This window comes from Mesorhizobium sp. M0664 (assembly GCF_040320565.1).
Classification (GTDB): Bacteria; Pseudomonadota; Alphaproteobacteria; order Rhizobiales; family Rhizobiaceae; genus Mesorhizobium.
The window spans coordinates 172,754-191,968 of the sequence record NZ_JAMYPW010000003.1; the positions used below are offsets into that span (position 1 = coordinate 172,754).

The 19,215-nt window shown below is 62.7% G+C and carries 22 protein-coding genes, 1 tRNA gene and 1 riboswitch; of the genes, 8 read left to right on the forward strand and 15 right to left on the reverse strand.

What is annotated here, in order from left to right:
* Positions 1–2: 2 nt before the first annotated feature.
* Positions 3–1,007, reverse strand: a complete 1,005-nt coding sequence (locus NKI39_RS06275; protein WP_352470264.1) for an ABC transporter substrate-binding protein — start codon at positions 1,005–1,007, stop codon at positions 3–5.
* A gap of 379 nt (positions 1,008–1,386) precedes the next feature.
* Between NKI39_RS06275 and NKI39_RS06280 the strand changes: the two genes are divergently transcribed.
* Both NKI39_RS06280 and NKI39_RS06285 read left to right on the forward strand, forming a co-directional pair.
* Positions 1,387–1,770, forward strand: a complete 384-nt coding sequence (locus tag NKI39_RS06280; RefSeq protein ID WP_352617542.1) for a RidA family protein — start codon at positions 1,387–1,389, stop codon at positions 1,768–1,770.
* A gap of 56 nt (positions 1,771–1,826) precedes the next feature.
* Positions 1,827–2,630, forward strand: coding sequence for a creatininase family protein (locus tag NKI39_RS06285; RefSeq protein WP_352747869.1), 804 nt, complete (start codon positions 1,827–1,829; stop codon positions 2,628–2,630).
* Positions 2,631–2,694: 64 nt separating this feature from the next.
* On the opposite strand, the gene NKI39_RS06290 is transcribed toward NKI39_RS06285, so the two are convergent.
* Genes NKI39_RS06290 through cobD form a run of 3 tightly spaced genes read right to left on the reverse strand, consistent with a single transcriptional unit; the run spans position 2,695 to position 5,521 of the window.
* The gene (locus tag NKI39_RS06290) at positions 2,695–3,909 is read right to left on the reverse strand and encodes a serine hydrolase domain-containing protein (RefSeq protein WP_352831086.1); all 1,215 of its coding nucleotides are present in this window, start codon (positions 3,907–3,909) and stop codon (positions 2,695–2,697) included.
* Between the two features lie 53 nt (positions 3,910–3,962).
* Complete coding sequence (locus NKI39_RS06295) at positions 3,963–4,466, reverse strand: tyrosine phosphatase family protein (RefSeq protein WP_352539638.1); 504 nt, start codon at positions 4,464–4,466, stop codon at positions 3,963–3,965.
* The gene (gene cobD / locus NKI39_RS06300) at positions 4,463–5,521 is read right to left on the reverse strand and encodes a threonine-phosphate decarboxylase CobD (RefSeq protein WP_352539637.1); all 1,059 of its coding nucleotides are present in this window, start codon (positions 5,519–5,521) and stop codon (positions 4,463–4,465) included. Before cobD ends, NKI39_RS06295 begins: the two co-directional genes overlap by 4 nt.
* On the opposite strand from cobD, the gene cbiB reads away from it, so the two are divergent.
* Positions 5,520–6,491 carry an adenosylcobinamide-phosphate synthase CbiB gene (gene cbiB, locus NKI39_RS06305; RefSeq protein ID WP_352539636.1) on the forward strand — a complete coding sequence of 324 codons (972 nt, stop codon included), beginning with the start codon at positions 5,520–5,522 and terminating at the stop codon, positions 6,489–6,491. The genes cobD and cbiB overlap by 2 nt on opposite strands.
* Here cbiB and NKI39_RS06310 read toward each other — a convergent pair.
* From NKI39_RS06310 to NKI39_RS06330, 5 genes are all read right to left on the reverse strand, one after another.
* The gene (locus NKI39_RS06310) at positions 6,422–6,832 is read right to left on the reverse strand and encodes a hypothetical protein (protein ID WP_352831088.1); all 411 of its coding nucleotides are present in this window, start codon (positions 6,830–6,832) and stop codon (positions 6,422–6,424) included. The genes cbiB and NKI39_RS06310 overlap by 70 nt on opposite strands.
* 497 nt (positions 6,833–7,329) lie before the next feature.
* A complete protein-coding gene (cobO, locus tag NKI39_RS06315; protein ID WP_352539635.1) occupies positions 7,330–7,947 on the reverse strand; it encodes a cob(I)yrinic acid a,c-diamide adenosyltransferase in 618 nt (205 codons plus the stop codon).
* A 1-nt stretch (position 7,948) separates the two neighbouring features.
* Complete coding sequence (gene cobU / locus NKI39_RS06320) at positions 7,949–8,470, reverse strand: bifunctional adenosylcobinamide kinase/adenosylcobinamide-phosphate guanylyltransferase (protein ID WP_352539634.1); 522 nt, start codon at positions 8,468–8,470, stop codon at positions 7,949–7,951.
* Complete coding sequence (locus tag NKI39_RS06325) at positions 8,463–9,245, reverse strand: CbtA family protein (RefSeq protein ID WP_352539633.1); 783 nt, start codon at positions 9,243–9,245, stop codon at positions 8,463–8,465. Before NKI39_RS06325 ends, cobU begins: the two co-directional genes overlap by 8 nt.
* A 15-nt stretch (positions 9,246–9,260) precedes the next feature.
* On the reverse strand, positions 9,261–9,440 hold the full coding sequence (locus NKI39_RS06330; RefSeq protein WP_023676561.1) for a CbtB domain-containing protein: 180 nt from the start codon (positions 9,438–9,440) through the stop codon (positions 9,261–9,263).
* A 36-nt stretch (positions 9,441–9,476) separates the two neighbouring features.
* Positions 9,477–9,674: riboswitch (cobalamin riboswitch) on the reverse strand.
* A 109-nt stretch (positions 9,675–9,783) separates the two neighbouring features.
* Here NKI39_RS06330 and NKI39_RS06335 point away from each other — a divergent pair.
* The 3 genes from NKI39_RS06335 (at position 9,784) to NKI39_RS06345 (ending at position 11,932) form a co-directional block, all read left to right on the forward strand.
* On the forward strand, positions 9,784–10,191 hold the full coding sequence (locus NKI39_RS06335) for an SRPBCC family protein (protein WP_352539632.1): 408 nt from the start codon (positions 9,784–9,786) through the stop codon (positions 10,189–10,191).
* A gap of 218 nt (positions 10,192–10,409) precedes the next feature.
* Positions 10,410–11,426 (forward strand): heparan-alpha-glucosaminide N-acetyltransferase, encoded by a 1,017-nt coding sequence (locus NKI39_RS06340; protein WP_352831090.1) that lies wholly within the window; start codon positions 10,410–10,412, stop codon positions 11,424–11,426.
* On the forward strand, positions 11,426–11,932 hold the full coding sequence (locus NKI39_RS06345) for a methyltransferase family protein (RefSeq protein WP_352470249.1): 507 nt from the start codon (positions 11,426–11,428) through the stop codon (positions 11,930–11,932). The genes NKI39_RS06340 and NKI39_RS06345 overlap by 1 nt, the downstream gene beginning before the upstream one ends.
* An 18-nt stretch (positions 11,933–11,950) precedes the next feature.
* Here the strand turns inward: NKI39_RS06345 and NKI39_RS06350 are convergent, their stop codons facing one another.
* From NKI39_RS06350 to NKI39_RS06365, 4 genes are all read right to left on the reverse strand, one after another.
* On the reverse strand, positions 11,951–12,337 hold the full coding sequence (locus tag NKI39_RS06350; RefSeq protein ID WP_023676566.1) for a MerR family transcriptional regulator: 387 nt from the start codon (positions 12,335–12,337) through the stop codon (positions 11,951–11,953).
* A 130-nt stretch (positions 12,338–12,467) separates the two neighbouring features.
* Positions 12,468–13,865, reverse strand: a complete 1,398-nt coding sequence (gene mgtE, locus NKI39_RS06355; protein ID WP_502894836.1) for a magnesium transporter — start codon at positions 13,863–13,865, stop codon at positions 12,468–12,470.
* Between the two features lie 352 nt (positions 13,866–14,217).
* Positions 14,218–14,700, reverse strand: a complete 483-nt coding sequence (locus NKI39_RS06360) for an SRPBCC family protein (RefSeq protein ID WP_352831091.1) — start codon at positions 14,698–14,700, stop codon at positions 14,218–14,220.
* Positions 14,697–15,014, reverse strand: a complete 318-nt coding sequence (locus NKI39_RS06365; protein WP_352831093.1) for an ArsR/SmtB family transcription factor — start codon at positions 15,012–15,014, stop codon at positions 14,697–14,699. Before NKI39_RS06365 ends, NKI39_RS06360 begins: the two co-directional genes overlap by 4 nt.
* 441 nt (positions 15,015–15,455) lie before the next feature.
* On the opposite strand from NKI39_RS06365, the gene NKI39_RS06370 reads away from it, so the two are divergent.
* Positions 15,456–16,271 carry a phosphatase PAP2 family protein gene (locus tag NKI39_RS06370; protein WP_352831286.1) on the forward strand — a complete coding sequence of 272 codons (816 nt, stop codon included), beginning with the start codon at positions 15,456–15,458 and terminating at the stop codon, positions 16,269–16,271.
* Between the two features lie 321 nt (positions 16,272–16,592).
* On the opposite strand, the gene NKI39_RS06375 is transcribed toward NKI39_RS06370, so the two are convergent.
* Both NKI39_RS06375 and NKI39_RS06380 read right to left on the reverse strand, forming a co-directional pair.
* Positions 16,593–17,660, reverse strand: coding sequence for a cyclic nucleotide-gated potassium channel (locus tag NKI39_RS06375; RefSeq protein ID WP_352831094.1), 1,068 nt, complete (start codon positions 17,658–17,660; stop codon positions 16,593–16,595).
* Positions 17,661–18,106: 446 nt separating this feature from the next.
* Positions 18,107–18,191, reverse strand: a tRNA-Leu gene (locus NKI39_RS06380).
* A 175-nt stretch (positions 18,192–18,366) separates the two neighbouring features.
* Between NKI39_RS06380 and lipB the strand changes: the two genes are divergently transcribed.
* Entirely contained in the window at positions 18,367–19,110 is a 744-nt protein-coding gene (gene lipB / locus NKI39_RS06385; RefSeq protein ID WP_352831095.1) for a lipoyl(octanoyl) transferase LipB, read from the forward strand.
* Positions 19,111–19,215 lie beyond the last annotated feature (105 nt).

Here is a 19,215-nt window from a genome sequence, read left to right on the forward strand (position 1 = left end):
GCCTACTTCTTCAGGTCGAGCCCGACGCTCTTGTTGACGAAGGCCAGCGTGTAGGCCTTCTTGATGTCGATGCCCGCCGGCGTGACCTTGGCCTTGATCATCTTGTCGTAGAAACTCTGGATGCGCGCATCGGTCATGGCGCCGATGCCGAGCTTTTCGCTGTCGCCGGAATCGACCACGCCGAACTTCTTCAGCTGCTCGATCGAGAAGGCGATCTGCTCATCCGTCATGTCCGGATTTTCCTTTTTGATCATCTCGTTGGCGGCCTTGTTGTCACCGTAGAGATAATTGTACCAGCCCTTGGCCGAGCCATCGACGAAGCACTGGACCACCTCGGGACGCTTGTCGATCGTCTCCTGCATGGTCTCGACCGTCGTTGCATATGTGTCCCAGCCATAGTCGGCCAGCAGGAACTGGTTCGGCGTGAAACCGCCCTGCTTCTGGACGGCGAATGGCTCCGAGGTGACGTAACCCTGCTGGATCGACTTCTTGTTGGCGATGAACGGCGCCGGGTTGAAGGTGTAGGGCACGCGCTTGGCGGCATCGAAGCCGAGGTCGGTGACCATCCACTGGAAGAAGGTCTGCGCACCTTCGTCGCCAAGGATGTACTGGTCGGCGTTCTTCAGGTCTTCCCATTTATCCAGCCCCTGCCCGGGATGGGACATGATGACCTGCGGGTCCTTCTGGAAGTCGGCCGCCACGACGCGCATCGGTATGCCTTGCTGCACGGCATCGAAGGCCGACAGCAGATTGCCGCCCATGTAAAAATCGATCTTGCCGGCCAGAAGCAGCGGCCGGCCGCTGACCTGTGGGCCGCCCTGCATGATCGTCACGTCGATGCCGCAGGCGGCATAGGTGCCGTCCACCACAGCCTGGTAGTAACCCCCGTGCTCCGGCTCGGCCAGCCAGTTGGTGCCGAAGGTGACTTTTTCGTTCGCTGCCGCGGCAAGCGTGCCTGCGCCAAGCAGCACGATCACGCCCGCCGAAATCTTGAGTTTTCCGTACATCCACACCACCCTTTGTTCGCTCCGGCGCGTCACGCGTCGGGCTCGACACCATTGTTTCAAGAAGCAAGACACATGCCACCGGCGCGTTGCGCCGGGACCGCCCGCTTGTGCAATGCCCGCCTGAGCAATGGCGGCGCGAAGGCCGGACGGGTCATGCTGTACGAAAGGCATCGTGCCTATTTTTTGATCGCCTGTCCACAATCGCCCTCGTGACATGCACCGCCATCTTGATGCCCGCATCGCTCCGGCCTTAGAGCGACGTGCGTCCACTTGGACGCACAAAGTACGCTCTAAAACTTTGAATCTTCGCATCGTGCTTTCCGAAAATCGATCCCGATTTTCGGGCCGATGCGATAGGCTGCCGTGAACGGAGATTGCCATGTTCAAATTTCTCACGCCGAAGTCGATCAAGCCGCCCTTCGCCCGCTACAGCCATGGTGTCGAACTGCCGCCCGGCAAGCGGCTGGTGCTGTGTTCGGGCCAGGTCGCAATCACCCCGGACGACCAGATCCCCGAGGAGGCCGGCGCACAGGCCGAGCTCTGTTTCCGGAACATATCGGCGATTCTCGGCGAGGCCGGGCTCGGCCTGTCCGACATCGTCCGCATCAACACCTACGTCACCGACCGCGCCTTCCTGCGGCCCTATATGGAGGTTCGCGACCGGCTGTTCGCCAGCCCGGCGCCGGCCTCGACGCTGATGATCGTGTCCGGTTTTGCCCGGCCGGAATTCAAGGTCGAGATCGAGGTGATTGCGGCGGGATGATCGACAGCCGATCGTTCCCGCGTTAGGTCTGGGCTTGTCGGTTCAAGAGGCATGACATGACCACTGCAAAAAAACGCGTATGGTGGGGTGACTACCGGACCACCGAATACGCGACCGTCGATCCTGAGACGACCATTGCCGTTCTGCCGCTGGCAGCGATCGAACAACACGGGCCGCATCTGCCGGTTTCGACCGACACCTCGATCATGAACGGCATGCTGGAAACGGTGATCGCGCGCCTGCCCGGCGATCTCGACATCCGCATCCTGCCGGTCCAGGCGGTAGGCAAGTCGAACGAGCATTTGCATGCGCCGGGCACCCTCACCCTGCCGGCGACGACCTTGGTCGAGGCGTGGACCGAACTTGGCCTGTCGGTCGCGCGTTCCGGCGTCCGAAAACTGATTGTCGTGAACTCGCATGGCGGCAATGAGGAGATCATGGGCATCGTCACCCGCGAATTGCGCGTGCGGGCAAAGATGCTGGCGGTAAAGACCAGCTGGCAGCGTTTTGGCCGGCCGGCCGGCATGTACACCGAGCTCGAGGACCGCCACGGCATTCATGGCGGCGACGTCGAGACCTCGCTGATGCTGCACTTCCGGCCCGACCTCGTCGACATGGGGAAGGCCGACAATTTCGTGTCCAAGGTCGCCCGCGCCGAAAAGGAATTTGCGCTGCTGCGCCACACTGGAACACACGCCTTCGCCTGGATCGCCAGCGACCTCAACCCGAATGGCGTGGTCGGCGACGCCAGCATTGCAACCGCCGAAAAAGGCCGGCTCACCGCCGAGCATCAGGCCGACGGTTTCATCGGCCTGCTGAGGGACGTGGGCAAGGCAAAGCTGGCGGATTGGTTGGCGTAGGTGTTTGATCCCACCAGATCAGGCCTCGCTCACGAGGGGCGATTCCATTCGCGCGCGAGGATCCTCACTTCACGTCTTGAAGCGGCGACACCGTGTAGATTTCGTCCAGTATCTTCACCATCAAGGTGTTGGCGGTCGCCTGGCCGTCGAGCGCGAGAGTCAGGTTGGTCCATATGACCAGGGTGACATCATTGGCCGGATCGTAGCCCATGAAGGACTGGTAACCGGGCATCTCGCCTTCGTGATAGTAGATTTCGTTAGGCCCGAAAGTCAGCGTTAGGATGCCATAGCCATATTTTTGCATGGCGGGTTCGCCCGGCTCCGGCGCCTCAGGGCTTGCAAGCCACTGCCGCTGGAAGTCGGCATTGAAGAGCTTGCCCCCGACCAGCGCGCGCATCCAGGTCGCGAGGTCATCCGCGGTGGAGATGACTCCGCCAGCCGCAAAGTAGGCGGACGGGTTCTGCCATGTGTCGTCGTTGGGCTTGAGCGTTCCCGCCCTGGCCGCAGCCTGGAGGTCGTCCGGATAGGGCGCATCAGCCAGGGCGTACGAAGTACTGCCGTAGAGATAGCCGCTTGAGTATGGCTCGGGGATGGCGTTCGACGTGCTCGGCGGCAACGCGGTGTTCTTCATGCCGAGCGGCCCGAACAGGCGGTCCCGGAAGATGGTCGAGAGCGGCTTGCCGTCGATCTTCTCGGCAACAAGGCCGAGCAGATAGTAGTTGGTGTTGTTGTACTCGAATCCGGCACCCGGCGCGAAGTCCGGCGGCCGTTTGAACGCCATGCCGAGTACTTCATCGGCGGTCCATACCCTGTAAGGATACTTGTCCAGGCTTTCGGCAAGTTCCGGCGCATTGGTGAAGTTAGGGAGGCCGCTCCGCATTGTTATGAGCTGCCGAATGGTTATCTCGTCGCCGTTGGGAACGCGCTGGACGTATTTCGAGATCAGATCGGCGAAGCTCAGTTTCCCTTCCTGCACCAGTTGCACGATGACAGCGGCGGTCATCGTCTTGGTGTTCGAGGCCGCACGGAAGTGGGTATCGGCGCGCGGCGGGTTCGTGGCACCCAGTTCAGTCGTACCGTAGCCGAAGATGAGGTTGCCCCGCGGAGTCTTGAGCAAAACCATGGCACCGGGCAGCATAAGTTCCTTGGCCAAACCCTCGACAGTGGCTTGGAGCGCTGCCAGGTCGATCGACTTGAGAGCCGGCATGGACGCGGCCATGGCGCTGCCTGTCGCGCAGACCACGCCAACAACGATGGCCAAAATTCTCCCGATCATCATTCGCCCCTTGGCCGTGTGTTAGAACTCCTGCGCATTTTCCTGGATTTTTAGGCTCAGATTTTCAATTCGAACGGCGTGCCTTCGAAAGCATCCGCGCCGCGCCCGATCGCCTGGATCGCTTCGATCATCCGGCCCCTGCGATCGAGCAGTGTGTCGGCGATCGCGATCAGCCGCGGATTGGGCGTCGCCGTGGGCGACAGCCTGCGCAGAGTCTCGGCCAACTCGACCTCGTCGCGCTTCGGCGCCAAGGCTGCCGCGATGATATAGGCCGAGGCGGTCGAGCGGCTGATGCCGGCATAGCAATGCACCACCAGCGGCCGCGAGCGATCCCATTGGCGTGCGAAATCGAGCAGGTTCAAGACATGCTCCTCGCCCGGCATGGTCATGCCCTCCTGCGCCACCGCAATGTCATGCATGACCAGATGCAGATGGTTTTCCCTGGTGATCGAGGCCGGTCGCATCACCTCCGTTCCGGCAGCGAGCAGCGAAAGAAGCCGCCCGGCCCCGGTCTTCGTTACCGTTTCCTCGACTTTGGACAGCGAGCAGACGTGGATCATTGGGTAGTTTCTCCCTTGGCATCATCGTCGCGCCGCGAGGCCCAGCCGGCAAGTGCGGATTCGAGCCGCCGCCATTCTTCATCGGCTCCCGGCAGGCCGGCGCGCAGCACATCCGGACGATCGGCGAAATGCCGAAGCAGGATGCCGCGCTGGCCGAGCACCGAAAACAGGCCGGCGGCGCCCGCCAGCCTGATATAGCGGAACAACGCGGTGCCACCGGCGACAGGCACGCCGAAGCGGCCGAACAGCGTATCGAGCCGCGCGGCATCCTCGGCCAGACGGCGCCGCATCCCGGCCTGCCAGCCGGTATCGGCAAGCGCCCTTATGCCATATTCGAGCGCCGGCCCGGCAACCGCCCATGGCCCGAATTGCGCCTCCAGCCGCTCGACCGTCAGCGCATCGGCCAGTGCAAAGCCAAGCCGCAGGCCGGCCAGGCCGAAGAACTTGCCGAACGAACGCAGCACGACGATGCCGCCCTGGTCGACGTCGCCGGCCAGGCTTTCGCTGCGCGGGCCGACATCCATGAAGGCCTCGTCGACCACCAGCAGCCCACCTCTGGCGCGCAATATCCCGGCAAGTCGAAGCAATCTTTCGCGCTCGACGACGCGCCCGTCCGGGTTGTTGGGATTGACGACGACGGCAAGGTCGGCCGCCGCCAGGGCTTCGAAATCATGGACTTCAGCCGCCGCATGGCCGGCGATCGCCGCTGCCCGCCGATGCTCGGCATAAGTCGGCCCGAGCACCAGCGCCGTGCCCGGGCTGACCAGGGAAGCGACGCGCGGCAACAGGATCTGCGTGCCGGGCGCCGCTGCGACATTCGTCGCCGACGGGGCGCCATAGGCGCTTGCCGCGCGTTCAGCCAAGTCGCGGCTGCGCGCTGTTTCCGGCAATCGCGACAGGGCGGTGGCGGGCAAATCGAAAAGCGGGTAGGAGTGCGGATTGATCCCGGTCGAGAGGTCGACGAAAGGCAGCGGCGCGTGAGGGAAAAGCGCCCTCGCCCGGCCAAGGCTTCCGCCGTGGTCAACTGCCGCCGTCACTCCATCAAGAGACTTCATGCCGATCCTGATCACTTTCCTGTCGCTGGCCATCGAACTTGTACTCGGCTACCCGGCCCGGCTCTTCGATGCCATTGGCCATCCCGTCACCTGGTTCGGCAGGCTGATATCCTTTCTCGACCGCAGGCTCAACCGCGCCACTGATTCCGACGCCGACCGTCGCCGCTGGGGCGTCGTCGCGCTGCTGGTGATCGTGCTGGTGCCGGCCGCCCTCGCCCTCTGGCTCGAAACCTTGCTTTGGAGCATTCCCCTCGGCTGGTTGGTCACCGCAATCCTGGCGACGTCGCTGCTGTCGCAGAAGAGCCTGGCCGAGCATGTCGAAGCGGTCGCCGACGCACTCGACAGCGGCGGACTGGATATAGGCCGCATTGCCGTCTCGCGGATCGTCGGTCGCGACCCGGAAAAGCTCGACAGGGCCGCTGTCTGCCGCGCCGCGATCGAAAGCCTGGCCGAGAATTTCTCCGACGGTGTCGTCGCTCCGGCCTTCTGGCTCGGTATCGGCGGGCTCGCCGGCGGCGTCGCCTACAAGGCCGCCAACACCGCCGATTCGATGATCGGCCATCGCACCCCGCGCCACGAAGCCTTCGGCTGGGCGGCGGCGCGCTTCGACGATTGGATCAATCTGCCGGCGTCGCGGCTGACGGCGCTGCTGATCGTACTCGCCGCTTTTCTGGTCAAGGGCGCCAACGCCAAGGGCGCCTGGCACGCCGTGCGGCGCGATGCGAAAAAACACCGCTCGCCCAACGCCGGCTGGCCGGAAGCAGCGATGGCCGGCGCGCTCGGCCTGGCGCTCGCCGGCCGCCGTTCCTATGACGGCGTCATGGTCGAAGACGCATTGATGGGCGAAGGCGGCCGGCGCGATGATGTCGAGAGCACCGACATCCGACGGGCGCTGAAACTCTACCGCGTCGCCGACTTACTGCTGATCGCGCTGTTCGGCGTGGTCGCGGTGATCGTCATCGCCGCGTGAACGTCCGAATGGGTCGGCAAACCCGACCTACCAGGTAACACGGACTTCCTTTGCGCTCGGATCGGCTTCCACGCCAAACCTTTGATCGCGTACCCACCGGCAGCTACGGGAGAAGATTTCAATAAGGGTTCGACTACGACAAAAAGTCGTTCAGCGTTTGGCCCATACATGTAAAGGATGCATTCGCCTTCACCAAACAAGTCACCGTCAAACTCGCCGACCGATGCATCCTCGATAGCTTTCTCTAGCCGATCCTCGAGCGCATAAATGGATTCGCGTTCGTCAGCGGCACCAAACTGACCATCATTGAGAATAAGATAGACGATTACCGCCTGGTCCACGAACAATCTCCAGCTTCGCAAGCGACCAGAACTCTATCCCTGAGATCCGGCGGCACTGAAACTCTACCGGATCGCCGATTTTCTGCTGATCGCACTGTTTGGGGTAATCTCGACGGTCGTAATTCTGTTGTGATCTTCGCCCGATCTCAGGCGAAACAAAAACCGCCAAGCGACGGGTCGTTGGAGCCCAATTAGCACCATAGCCAAATTAGTAGCATAGCTGCCGGCACAAAGCAAGAACAAAATAAGGCTACGCCTCAAATAATCGCGTCAGGTCGGCGCCGCCCCTCACCCTTACCATTCCAGGGGCGAGCCGCTTCGTGCGGCTTTCCCTTCTCCCCTTGTGGGAGAAGGTGGCCGCGAAGCGGCCGGATGAGGGGTGTTCCAGCTTGGCACCAACAGCGCCCCGGCCAGCACCTCTCAACCGTCTTTGCGCTGCGCGCCAATCCACCTTCTCCCACAAGGGGAGAAGGAAGAAGAGGCGCCAGCAACACCCCTCAGAACTCGATCCCCTGCTGCGCCTTCACGCCGGCGGAGAAGTGGTGCTTGGTCACGCCCATCTCGGTGACCAGATCGGCCGCCTCGACCAATACCGGTTTGGCGTTGCGGCCGGTGACGACGACATGCAGGCCTTCGCGACGCGCCTTCAGCGCCGCGACCACCTTTTCGAGATCGAGGTAGTCGTAGCGCAGCGCGATGTTCAGCTCGTCGAGCACCACGAGGCTGATCGACGGCTCGGCCATCAGCTCCAGCGCTTTCGCCCAGGCAGCCTCGGCCGCCGCGATGTCGCGCTTCAGGTCCTGTGTCTCCCAGGTAAAGCCTTCGCCCATGGCGTGCCAGACGACACGGTCGCCGAAGGCGGCAAAGGCGTCTTTCTCGCCGGTGTGCCATTTGCCCTTGATGAACTGAACGACGCCGACGCGCTTGCCATAGCCGAGCATCCTGAGCGCCAGCCCAAAGGCGGCCGTGGTCTTGCCCTTGCCCGGTCCGGTGTTGACGATCAGCAGCCCCTTCTTGACCGTCTTGGCCGCGACCTCGGCGTCCTGCACCGCCTTGCGCTTGGCCATCTTGGCGCGGTGGCGTTCCTCGTCCTTGGGATCGATAGTATCAGCCATGTCATTTCACCTTGAGCGGCAGCCCCGCCACCATCAAAAGCACGGTGCCGGCAACAGCCGCGACGTCCTGGTTCAGCCGGCCGGCGGCGTCGCGAAACCGTCTTGCCAGCGCATTGTCCGGCACGATGCCCTGGCCGACCTCGTTGGACACCACGAACCACGGCCCACGCGGCCGCGACAGCACATCGGCCAGCCTCCGGCATTCGGCCTCGACATCATGGTCGGCCAGCATATGGTTGGTCAGCCACAGCGTCAGGCAATCGATCAGCACCGGCTGGCCGTCAGGCAGCGCTCCGATCGCGCCGGCAAGGTCGAGCGGCGCATCGATGGTCGTCCAGCCGGCGCCGCGGCGCGAGCGGTGCAGCGCGATGCGCTGGCGCATCTCGTCGTCATAGGCTTGCGCCGTGGCGATATAGCTCCAAGGCGGCGGGCCGACCGTCACCAGGCTCTCGGCATGCGCGCTCTTGCCGGAGCGCGCACCGCCGATGACCAGGGTCAGTGCCCCGGCAGCGCGGTCAGGCAAAGCTGTCGCGCAGGCTGGTCGCCGTGCCCGTGAAGCGTCCGCGCACCACGCCGACGACCGCGCCGAGCACCAGCCAGAACACCAGGTTGGTCAGCGTCACCGCCACCACGAACTGGTGGTGCAGGCCTTCCGGGATCGCCGTCTCGAAGCTATCGGGCTGCGGCGCGCCGACAATATGCGGCGCCACGATCAACGCTACGGCAAGGATCGCCAGCGGCAACGATCTGCGGAAGGCGATAAGGCCGAGCCCGGCGGCGGTCGCCACCACTGTTGCCCACCACCAGATCTGGCGTTGGACAAGGTCGGCCGCCGGCATCGCCGGCAGTTCCGGCGGCAGGCCGAGGCCCGGCGCCAGCGTGAACACGGCAAAGCCGGCAAGCCCCCAGAACAGGCCCTGGCGCCAGTTGCCGATGCCGCCGGCGAATTCCGAAACCGCGATCAGGACCAGCGCAAAGCCGATGCCGGTGACGATATTGGCAACGACGCTGAAGCCGAAGCGCTCGAAACCGTCGGCCGGCGCCCAGCCTTCGTCTTCCGCCGGAGCCATTGCTTCAGCCGGTGCCGGCGCGGCGCTGCTCATAGCCGTCGTGCCCGCGGCGTTTTCGGCCGGTGCCGCAGGTGCCGCGGCATGGTCATGGCCGCCGCCGGCCTGTTCGTAGACTTCCGCCTTCAGGATGAGCGGCACCGTGGCATAGGCTTGCATGCAGGCGAGAGCCACGCCGGCCACAAGCCCTGCGATCGCCGCGATGAACACGACGTTGCGAAACAGTGTCATGATGTCAGCCCCTTGTCAGTGGCAGGGAAAGCCCATCGAATGGCGATAGTCGTGCGCGGCATTGTGGACCGCATCGATATGCGAGAAGCCGACAAAGCCCATGACGAAAATGCCGAGGAATGCAGCAAGCGCCAGCTGCATGAGACGCGACTGCGAGGAGGCGGAAGCGCCGAGCGAAACGGAAGCGGTATTCATGTCTTGTCCTTTCGCCCTCCACCCGAGGGCATAGAAGTCAGTTTCCTGTCGCCGGCAGGTCTCCTGGCTCGCGGATCAGCGCCCTTCCCCACCTTCCCGAAGGCGAACCTTCAGTGGCATATGGAGAGGACTACCGCACACAGTTGCGGGGGCAGCCACGGCATTGGGCAAACAATTTCGCCCGCACCGCATTCCCTCTTGGTTCCAAACGGAACCGACGACATCAGCGACTATAGGCAGAATCGCCGCGCCCGGCAAACCAAATTCCGCCGGATCGTGTGGCGAATGCGCCGCCTCGCCAAGTTCGCAGACCGGCGCCGCGATTGACAATTTTCGCAGCCGGGTGTCGGCTGGCGGATGGGGAGGAAGCCGGCATGCAACCCAGCCCGAACAAGCGATTCCCTACAACGGCCTGACGCGGCCCGAGCCGACGCTGCCGTCAAACAGCCTATTGGGACATCGCAGCCTATCAGCGCGATCTCGAGGCCATCTGGTATCGCAACTGGCTGCTCGTCTGCCGCGACGCGAAGCGCTCGCCGATCCGGCCGCCGATATCGACAACATCGTCGCGTTCGGTACCCAGGTGCTGGAGGAGGATGCTGATATCTGCGAGGTCAACCAGATGGGCCTGCGCTCGATGCGCCACAAGGCCGGCGTGCTGATGCCCGAGGAATACGACTTGCACCGCTTCCACAACTGGGTGCGCGAGCGCCATGCGGCGCTCGCACATCAAAGCGATTTGGGCAGATAACGCCAGGTGACGAAGCCGCAGGCCACCGCCAGCAGCCCGAGCGTCGCGAAAACCGCGCCCAGGCCGAAGAACGCCAGCACGCCGGCCAAAGGCTTTCCGGCTGTGGCCTAAAGCAGCCCTGATGCCGACCGGCGCCAACACGACGCAAGGTCCTGCTTCTTTTGACGGTGGCAACCGTGATAGTCGTCTTGCCGGGGCTGAATCAAGACAGCGAGACCATGAGCATCGACACGCCGACCGCAGCCGTTCAGGATCAACCGAAGTCGAAGCGCATCGCCGTTATCGACATTGCACGCGGCATCGCTTTGCTTGCCATGGCGAGCTATCATTTCACCTGGGACGTCGAATTCTTCGGCTACACCGATCCCGGCCTCACCGCCTTCGGCTGGTGGAAAATCTACGCGCGCTGCATCGCCTCGAGCTTCCTGTTCCTGGTCGGCATCAGCCTCTATCTCGCCCATGGCAAAAAAATCCGCTGGACCGGCTTCTGGAAGCGCTTCGCCATGGTTGCCGGGGCAGCGCTCGCAATATCGCTGGTCACCCGCATCGCCACGCCCGACGGCTTCATCTTCTTCGGCATATTGCATGAGATCGCGCTCGCCAGCCTGCTCGGCCTGGCGTTCCTGCGCCTGCCGGCGCTGCTGACGCTGCTTGTCGCCGTATTCGTCGTCGCTGCGCCTTTCTACCTGCGATCCGAAACGTTCGATCATCCGGCTTTGTGGTGGGTCGGCCTGTCGGCGACCAACCCGCGCTCCAACGACTACGTGCCGCTGCTGCCCTGGTTCGGCGCCGTACTTGCCGGCATCGCGGTTACCAAGCTCGCCGCCACCTCCGGCGCGCTGACGCGGCTGTCGGCATTGGCGCCCGGCCGCTGGGCAAATCCGCTGGTCTTCATCGGCCGGCACAGCCTTGCTTTCTATCTGATCCATCAGCCGGTGCTGATCGGCTCGGTCTGGCTGTTTTCGCAATTCATGCCGGCGCAGGCCGAAACCAGGGAGGTGCGTTTTCTGAAATCCTGCCAGATATCCTGCGAGCAGGCACGCGACACCGAGTTCTGCTCCAGCTATTGTGCCTGCATGCTGGACACTCTCCAGGGCGAAGCCTCGCTTGACCGGCTCTACAGCGACGACCAGTCCCCAGAGTGGAAGGCGCATATTGGCGAGCTCGCCGGCACCTGCACCGCCCCAAACCGAGGCGGCGGAACCGGGAACGCGCTAATCGAGGGAGGACAATAATGAGCGACAGTCACCCGAAACCCATGCAGCAAAATCCTGGGCAGCCGAAGCTGGGGCACATCCCATGGCCGCCGCTGATCTATATCGCTGCCATCATCGTCAGCGTCGCGCTAGGGCTGTTCTATCCGCTGCCGTGGATCGGCGATCTTCTCGGCGACATCCTGTTCGCCGCCGGCCTTGTGGGGTTGGTGGCGGTTGCCGCGCTCTGGTTCACGGCAATCCGCACCATGATCCGCGCCAAGACGACGCTCAACCCGAACGGCGTGCCTGACCATCTGGTGACCACCGGACCCTTCGCCGTCAGCCGCAACCCGATCTACCTCGCCAACACGCTGCTGCTGGTCAGCCTCGCCTTTGTCACTGGGATCGCCTGGTTCCTGCCGCTGGCAGTCATCGCGGCGTTCCTGACGCAGAAGCTGACGATCGAGAGCGAGGAGAAGGTGCTGACGGCCAAATTCGGCAAGAAATACCGGGACTACGCCAAAAGGGTGCGGCGCTGGATTTGAGCCGAGGCTGACACCGGCTTAGGTGGTGACGCCGAGCTCCACCAGCCGCTCGACGCAGGATTCCTCGGCCTGGTCGAGCTCTGCCAGGGTCTCTTCGAGGTCGCGGCGTTTCTGGCGAAGATCCTCGCGCTTTTCCTCGATGCGCTTGATCATCAGTTTGAGCTGGCCTACCTCGCCGGGCGGCTCCCTGTACATCTGGATGATCTCGCGGATCTCGTTGATCGAGAAGCCGAGTCTTTTTCCCCGCATGATCTGGCGGATGAGATGCCGGTCCGACGGACGGAACAGCCGCGTGCGGCCGCGTCTTACCGGCTGCACCAGCCCTTCGTCCTCATAGAAGCGCAACGTCCGCGTCGACACGTCGAATTCGCGGGTCAGCTCCGTGATCGAATAATATTCCCGCATCGTCACTCCAATGCCCCGGCCACGCCGCGAGTTCCAACTGGCCGGCGCCGAGGCGCGTACCAGAATCGGCGGGCAAGGCACCTTTCAAAGCCTCGCATGGCATTTACGTAAAAGTCAATTGAGGTGACGTTCAGCGCACGCCGAACCACCATGTGGCGAGCCCGAGAAAGGCAAAGAAACCGACGACATCGGTGACCGTGGTGACGAAAACCGCCGAAGCCACAGCCGGATCGATCTTGAAGCGGTCGAGCAGCAGCGGGATAAGGATGCCCGCCAGAGCCGCCACGAACATATTGATGATCATCGCAGCCGCAATGATGCCGCCGAGATTGCGATCGTGGAACCAGGCAGCAGCGACGAGGCCGATCAGGATGGCAAAGATGATGCCGTTGATGAAGCCCACCCCGATTTCGCGGCGGATGATGCGGCCGGCATTGTAGATGTCGAGGTCCCTGGTCGCCAGCGCCCGCACCGTGACCGTCATGGTCTGCGAGCCGGCATTGCCGCCCATGCCGGCGACGATCGGCATCAGCACCGCCAGCGCCACGATATGCTCGATGGTGCGGTCGAACAGGCCGATCACCGAGGCCGCCAGGAAAGCCGTCAAAAGATTGACCAGCAGCCAGGGCACGCGCGAGCGCGAGGTCGAAAAGATGCTGTCCGAGAGTTCTTCGTCGCCGACGCCGCCCATGCGCAGCAGATCTTCCTCGGCCTCCTGCTGGATGACGTCGACGACGTCGTCGATGGTCAGCACGCCGACCAGCCGCTCGTTCTCGTCGACGACGGCGGCGGACAGAAGATCGTATTGTTCGAATTCGCGTGCCGCCTCCTCCTGGTCCATGGTGGCCGGGATGGCATGCCTGGTCTCATGCATGACCTCTTCGACCTTGACCGAGCGCTTGGTACGCAGGATCTGGTCGAGGTCGATGGCGCCGAGCAGCTTAAAGCTCGGATCGATGACGAAGATCTGGCTGAAACGGTCGGGAAGATTGTTGTCCTCGCGCATGTAGTCGATGGTCTGGCCGATCGTCCAGAACGGCGGCACCGCGACGAACTCCGTTTGCATGCGGCGGCCGGCGGTCTCTTCGGGATAGTCAAGCGAACGCCGCAGCCTGATCCGCTCGGTGAACGGCAGCCGCGACAGGATCTCGTCCTGGTCCTCCTGGTCGAGATCCTCGAGAATGTAAACGGCGTCGTCGGAATCGAGCTCCTGCACCGCCTGGGCGATCTGCGCATTGGGCAGACTGTCGACGATGTCGCGGCGGATCGCCTCGTCAACCTCGGTCAGCGCGGAAAAATCGAAATCCTTGCCCAGCAATTCGACCAGCGCGCGTCGCTGTTCCGGGTGCAGGGCCTCGAGCAGGTGGCCGAGTTCCGACTGGTGCAGATCGTCGACTTCGCGCTTCAGCGTCAGCGTATCGCGATCGGCGATCGCGGCACCGATCTGGGCGAGGAACGACGACAGGATGACGCCGTCCTCGTCATAGATGTCGGCGCGGCGCTCCTCGGCCGCCCTGGCGCCGGTCATCTGTTCGTCCTGGCCTTCCACCAGCGCCTCCCGCCATCGGATTTCCGGATAAGGTGCCTGTCAGGTCTAGACCATGATCCTGACAATCGGAATCGATTTTGCGAAAGGACCATGCACAACGACAAATTGCTACAGCGCCGTTCGCGCGTCCAAACGACGCGGCGCATACCGGATGGTAGGAGGAGAGGACGTTCTACAAACCTGCGGCGCTGCAAACCTTTGCGCCGGCAGGTAAAGGGCAGCGTATCTCCCCCGCCCCGGTCAACCAGATGGGCAGATCGACACTGATTCAAAAACGGCGAGGCCGACGGTGCGACGGCCTCGCTGGATATTGGACTTAACGGCTTCCCGATCAGGCGGCGTGGCCCTTGGCCTCAGCCGCATAGCGGTCCAGGAGACCGCTCCAGCCACCCTCCGATTCGAAGGCCTCGCGCATCGCCTCTGCGGTTTCGCCCATGTTCTCCAGAAGCCTGTGCTCGAGTTCCACGCGCGTCGCGTTCTCGCCGAGCGCGACAAAGCGGATCTCGACTTCGGTCAGCAATGCCGGATTGTAGCGCCAGCCGGCTCCAATGCGCCAGGCGAGCGTCAGCCTCGATGGCGGATCCCAGGCGAGAACCTCGCCCCAATCGCATTGTGACCCATCCTCGCCGATCTCGTACCAGCGGCCGCCGGCTTTCGGTTCGATCACCGCGGTCGTCAGGGCGGATTTGCCGATCGAGTGCGAAGCCGGCCACCAGCGCCCGAATCCTGTGGTGAACACATCGAATGCCTTGTCGAGCGGCACCTCCACCGTCACCGACTTCCTGACCGGCGCGGGCTTGATCATGGTCGTCATTTCCTGTTCTCCTTGCTGTTGTCGACTTCCCGTTTGAAGGCGTCGAGCGCATCGCCCCACATGCGGTCAAGCCAGGCGCGCATCTCGCCGAGCCCATGCGGGTCGAGATGATAGATGTTGCTGGCACCTTTCGGCTCTGCGCGGACCAGCCGGGCTTCCTTCAAGACCTTGAGGTGCTGCGATACCGCCGGCTGCGAGACCGGAAGCACTCGCGTCAGATCGATGACCGAGCGTGGCCGATCGGCGATGAGCTCGAACACCTTTCGGCGCGTCGGATCGGACAAGGCCACCATTCCTGCATAATCATAAATCATGACTTATGATAAGCTAAAACTTATGATATGTCAACTGAGGGAGCGGTGGACCGTGTTCAAGCAACCGGCCGGCTCGGCCCCGAGGCTCCGGGGCAATTCCTTGACTCGGGGGCATGGACAGCGATGCGGATGCAAGACTGCTCAGGGAATCGATCCACCGCATGCGGGCCGGCCGGCAAATGTCGACCACCGGTGAAAAGTAAACCTGGCGGCAAGGTTTTTACCTTACCGGTGTATGTGTCTCTCCGGCGAAACGTTAAGAACAGGTAAATTGGTTTGGCCCTAACCACGGAAGCCTCTCGCTACAGGCCCTCCGCCATATGGCAATTGCGCCTCTCCTTGTTCATGGCGACATACGTTTTAGGCGCATCTGCACTATATCCAGAAGTATTCTATACGTCAGCCTTAATCTATTCTCACAAATTTCTTGTTGGCATTCCGGTGTTGTTTATCGGTGGCGTCTGCTGTGCCGCGCTAGTCCATGGCCGGCGGCAACCGGTTCGCTACGCACTGGATTTGGTTCAAGGGCGCTGGCGCGGTTGCCTGCTGGTGCTGCTGTTCTTCTTTGCCAGCTTGACCGCGTTCTCTACCTACAAGATCGCCATCCCGTCCGTCGTCCCTTACTATGCCGACAACTGGTTGGCCGACGCTGATGAATGGCTGCACGGGATGCCGCCATGGGAGATCGTCCATAAGCTCGACAGCAACAATTGGTCGTTCGTCGTCTTCAACAGTTATGAAGTCATTTGGTTTTACCAGTGGTTCGGCGCCATCCTTTTCGTGTCGCTCTGGTCGGACGAGATTGCCCGCATCCGCTATCTCTGCGCAGCAGCGCTGACGTTGTCCGTCCTCGGAACGGTCTTGGCCCTGGCGCTGGCATCGGTCGGACCGGTTTACTACCACCACTTTGTCGGCGTGGATCGCTTCCACGGATTGAATGCGGCCCTGGACAGGCTGGACCATAGTTACATGGTGCGGGAACCCGCGGCATATCTCCTGATGGCTTACCAAAGCGGCCGGCCAAGTCTTGGCGGCGGCATCTCGGCCATGCCAAGCATGCATGTCGCCTTTGCCGCATTGAACGCCTATTTGCTGTCATCGATCAATCGCTGGCTTGGCGTTCTGGGTTGGACCTTTGCAGCCCTGATCCTGTACGGATCGGTGTTCACTGGCTGGCACTATGCCGTGGACGGCTACGCATCGATCGTTGTTGTGTCGGTGATCTGGTGGGCGACCGGACGCCTGGTGCGCGAATAGTTATGTGCGCTTGTCGATAGATGGCCATGCCCGCCGATGGCCACTTCGCATAAGCCAAACTGGCGACCGCAATCAGGCAAAAAGCACGTGCCCCGACAACTCCCTGCCGTGCTCGAATTCAACGGGCAAGAGAATCCGCTTTCGAATTTAATGGTGCGGTCGAGATGCCGCGTTGATTTTAAAGCATTTTTCTACGATTCCATGGCGATTTGTATTGAGGGTGGTTCGACAGCGGCAAAGCATGTAGTTCCAGCCAGCCACCATCGGCAGGCAGCTGGCAGCCTTGCCATCGCATCCTCCTCTGACGAACACCTAGTACGGTCAAGCCTTAGGTGCCGCGCCGCGCCGCTCGAGCGCGGTCTTGCGGATGGTTTCTGCGATCTCCGGGCTGCTGCTGCACAGCATCTGGAAATCCGCCGAGTGTAGCGACAGGAGTGAGACCACCGTTGTGGCGCTGACGGTCGCCGAGCGCGGTTCGCCGGTGATCAGCGCCATCTCGCCGAAGAAGGCGCCAGGGCCCAGATCCACCGGGTTCGGCGTCGCGACGCTGACGCGCCCCTCCACGACGAAGAACATCTGGTCACCGGTCTCGCCATTGCGGCAGATCACAGCGCCCGCCGGCACGATGCGAGGTCGCAATGCGCGCACGATCTCGACTAGCGTGGCCGGGCCGAGCTTCTGAAACAACGGCACGGCGGCGACCAATTGCCAATTGCGGACGAAATCCTCGCGACGGACTTCTTGATAAAAGCCGGTGGCAAGAATGCCAGCCCAGAGCGCGAAGATGCCGATGCCACTCATCATGACCGCCCCGGCAAGGACGCGGCCGGCGAAGCTTTCCGGAATAGCGTCGCCATAGCCGGTGGTGGACAGCGTGACCACCGCCCACCACATTGCCTGGGGGATGCTGCCGAACTGTTGCGGTTGGACGTCGCGCTCGATGACATAGGCTGCGAGCGCAAAACCGAAAAGAACGATGCCGAAGACCGTGGCGACGCCGATCAGGTTGCGCGCTTCGTTGGTCAGGATTCTGCCCAGCAGCGGGAAGAACGTTGAATCGCGCAGCGGTTTCAGCAGCCAGACAGCACAGTAGAGGCTCCGGTCAGGCGTGCCGACGAGCAGAAATGCGGCGAGTGGAACCAAAACCGCGAGCACATCAATGGCGATTGCCGGCGTCCTGTCCCGAACGTCTCCCGCCCGGCGCTTGAGCAGTTTCTCCGCCAATTCCAGGAGATAGACACCCCAAATGACCGCGAGCACGGCAGCCAAAGCCAGTCTGCTTCGTCCGGGCATGTCCGGTATCGTGAGCGTAGCCACCGCCACAAGCCCAGTCGCAGCCAGCACCGCGTTGAGCAGCGCGTAAATTCTTAAGAAAGGCAGTACCGACATTCTATGCCCACGAGCGGATACTACCCGCCAGAATAGGATGCCTTCAAGGCAAGCGCAAAGGTGCTTATTTTCGCTGCGATCGTCGCTGGACCATAGGCCATGAACCATCCGATCAGCGTCGAGATCGAGCTGGCCCTCGAACCACACCCAGCGCCGGCTCGTTCTCGGTTGGACCTTTACAGGCCTGATCCTGTACGGATCGGTGTACACTGGCTGCCACTATGCCGTGGACGGCTACGTACCGATCGTTGTTGTATTTGTGATCCGGTGGGCAATCGGACGCTTGGTGCGCGAATAATCATGTGCGCCTATCAATAGATGGCCCGATGGCCTCTTCGCATGGGCAAAACTCGCGATCGTAATCAGGCAAAGGGCACGTGCCCCGACAAGGACGCTCCCCGCCGTGCTCGAATTCAACGTGTAAGAGATTCCGCTTTCGAATTTGATGGTGCGGTCGAGAAGACTCGAACTTCCACGGGTTGCCCCACAGCGACCTCAACGCTGCGCGTCTACCAATTCCGCCACGACCGCACGTGGTAGGAGCCGGAACCAACCGGCCCGCGGCGTGTAGCAAATCGTTTCCGGTGAAACAAGTGCGCGGCCAGCAATAATCGGCCGGACATCGGCATAACTGTTCAAGGGCCGAACGTGCCGGAACTGGACGTTTGTACCGATTGCCGCCATATGAGTGGCGAGACGAGATATCATGACAGAACGCAGCCAGATCGCCACGTCGTTCCTGCCCTTGCCCGGCTCGGCGCCGGTCGAATGGCGCATCGAGCCGGGGCTCACCGCCTATCCCGATGCGCTCGCCGTGATGGAGGCGCGCGCCGAGGCAATCCGCAGCGGCGCCGCCGGTGAGATGGTCTGGCTGGTCGAGCACCCGCCGCTCTACACCGCCGGCACCAGCGCCCGCATCGAGGACCTGATCGAGCCGGACCGTTTCCCGGTCTTTGCCGCCGGGCGTGGCGGCGAATACACCTATCATGGGCCGGGCCAGCGCGTCGCCTACGTCATGCTCGACCTGAAGCGGCGGCGCGAGGATGTCCGCGCCTTCGTCGCCGCACTCGAACAATGGATCATCGGCTCGCTGGCCGCCTTCAACGTACGCGGCGAACGCCGCGAGGACCGCGTCGGCGTCTGGGTGGTTCGGCCGGACCGCCCCGCTTTGCCCGACGGCTCGGCGGCCGAGGACAAGATCGCCGCCATCGGCATCAGGCTGAGGCGCTGGGTGAGCTTTCACGGCATCGCCATCAATATCGAGCCGGACCTTAGCCATTTCAGCGGCATCGTGCCGTGCGGCGTCCAGGATCACGGCGTCACCAGCCTTGTCGACCTCGGCCTTCCCGTGACCATGGCCGACCTCGACCTGGCGCTGAAATCCGCTTTCGAGGACGTGTTCGGGCCCGCCGCGGTGTCGCCTGTCGAAGTGTCCCGCAAGGCCGGCTGAAACACTCGCTCAATGCTGCGCCACTATGCGAAGGCGGCCCTCGCTCATCAGCATCGAGCCCGCCCTTGAGCTCAATTCTCACATCGCGCCGATCCAGATTGCCAT

Coding starts and splice junctions, on each gene's coding strand:
- NKI39_RS06360 (WP_352831091.1), bottom strand. CDS start 14,700: ATGACGACCATGATCAAGCCCGCGCCGGTCAGGAAGTCGGTGACGGTG.
- NKI39_RS06330 (WP_023676561.1), bottom strand. CDS start 9,440: ATGAATACCGCTTCCGTTTCGCTCGGCGCTTCCGCCTCCTCGCAGTCG.
- NKI39_RS06295 (WP_352539638.1), bottom strand. CDS start 4,466: ATGATCCACGTCTGCTCGCTGTCCAAAGTCGAGGAAACGGTAACGAAG.
- NKI39_RS06375 (WP_352831094.1), bottom strand. CDS start 17,660: ATGTCGGTACTGCCTTTCTTAAGAATTTACGCGCTGCTCAACGCGGTG.
- NKI39_RS06280 (WP_352617542.1), top strand. CDS start 1,387: ATGTTCAAATTTCTCACGCCGAAGTCGATCAAGCCGCCCTTCGCCCGC.
- NKI39_RS06275 (WP_352470264.1), bottom strand. CDS start 1,007: ATGTACGGAAAACTCAAGATTTCGGCGGGCGTGATCGTGCTGCTTGGC.
- mgtE (WP_502894836.1), bottom strand. CDS start 13,865: ATGACCGGCGCCAGGGCGGCCGAGGAGCGCCGCGCCGACATCTATGAC.
- cbiB (WP_352539636.1), top strand. CDS start 5,520: ATGCCGATCCTGATCACTTTCCTGTCGCTGGCCATCGAACTTGTACTC.
- cobO (WP_352539635.1), bottom strand. CDS start 7,947: ATGGCTGATACTATCGATCCCAAGGACGAGGAACGCCACCGCGCCAAG.
- lipB (WP_352831095.1), top strand. CDS start 18,367: ATGACAGAACGCAGCCAGATCGCCACGTCGTTCCTGCCCTTGCCCGGC.
- NKI39_RS06340 (WP_352831090.1), top strand. CDS start 10,410: ATGAGCATCGACACGCCGACCGCAGCCGTTCAGGATCAACCGAAGTCG.
- cobD (WP_352539637.1), bottom strand. CDS start 5,521: ATGAAGTCTCTTGATGGAGTGACGGCGGCAGTTGACCACGGCGGAAGC.
- NKI39_RS06350 (WP_023676566.1), bottom strand. CDS start 12,337: ATGCGGGAATATTATTCGATCACGGAGCTGACCCGCGAATTCGACGTG.
- NKI39_RS06290 (WP_352831086.1), bottom strand. CDS start 3,909: ATGATGATCGGGAGAATTTTGGCCATCGTTGTTGGCGTGGTCTGCGCG.
- NKI39_RS06325 (WP_352539633.1), bottom strand. CDS start 9,245: ATGACACTGTTTCGCAACGTCGTGTTCATCGCGGCGATCGCAGGGCTT.
- NKI39_RS06285 (WP_352747869.1), top strand. CDS start 1,827: ATGACCACTGCAAAAAAACGCGTATGGTGGGGTGACTACCGGACCACC.
- NKI39_RS06345 (WP_352470249.1), top strand. CDS start 11,426: ATGAGCGACAGTCACCCGAAACCCATGCAGCAAAATCCTGGGCAGCCG.
- NKI39_RS06365 (WP_352831093.1), bottom strand. CDS start 15,014: ATGATTTATGATTATGCAGGAATGGTGGCCTTGTCCGATCCGACGCGC.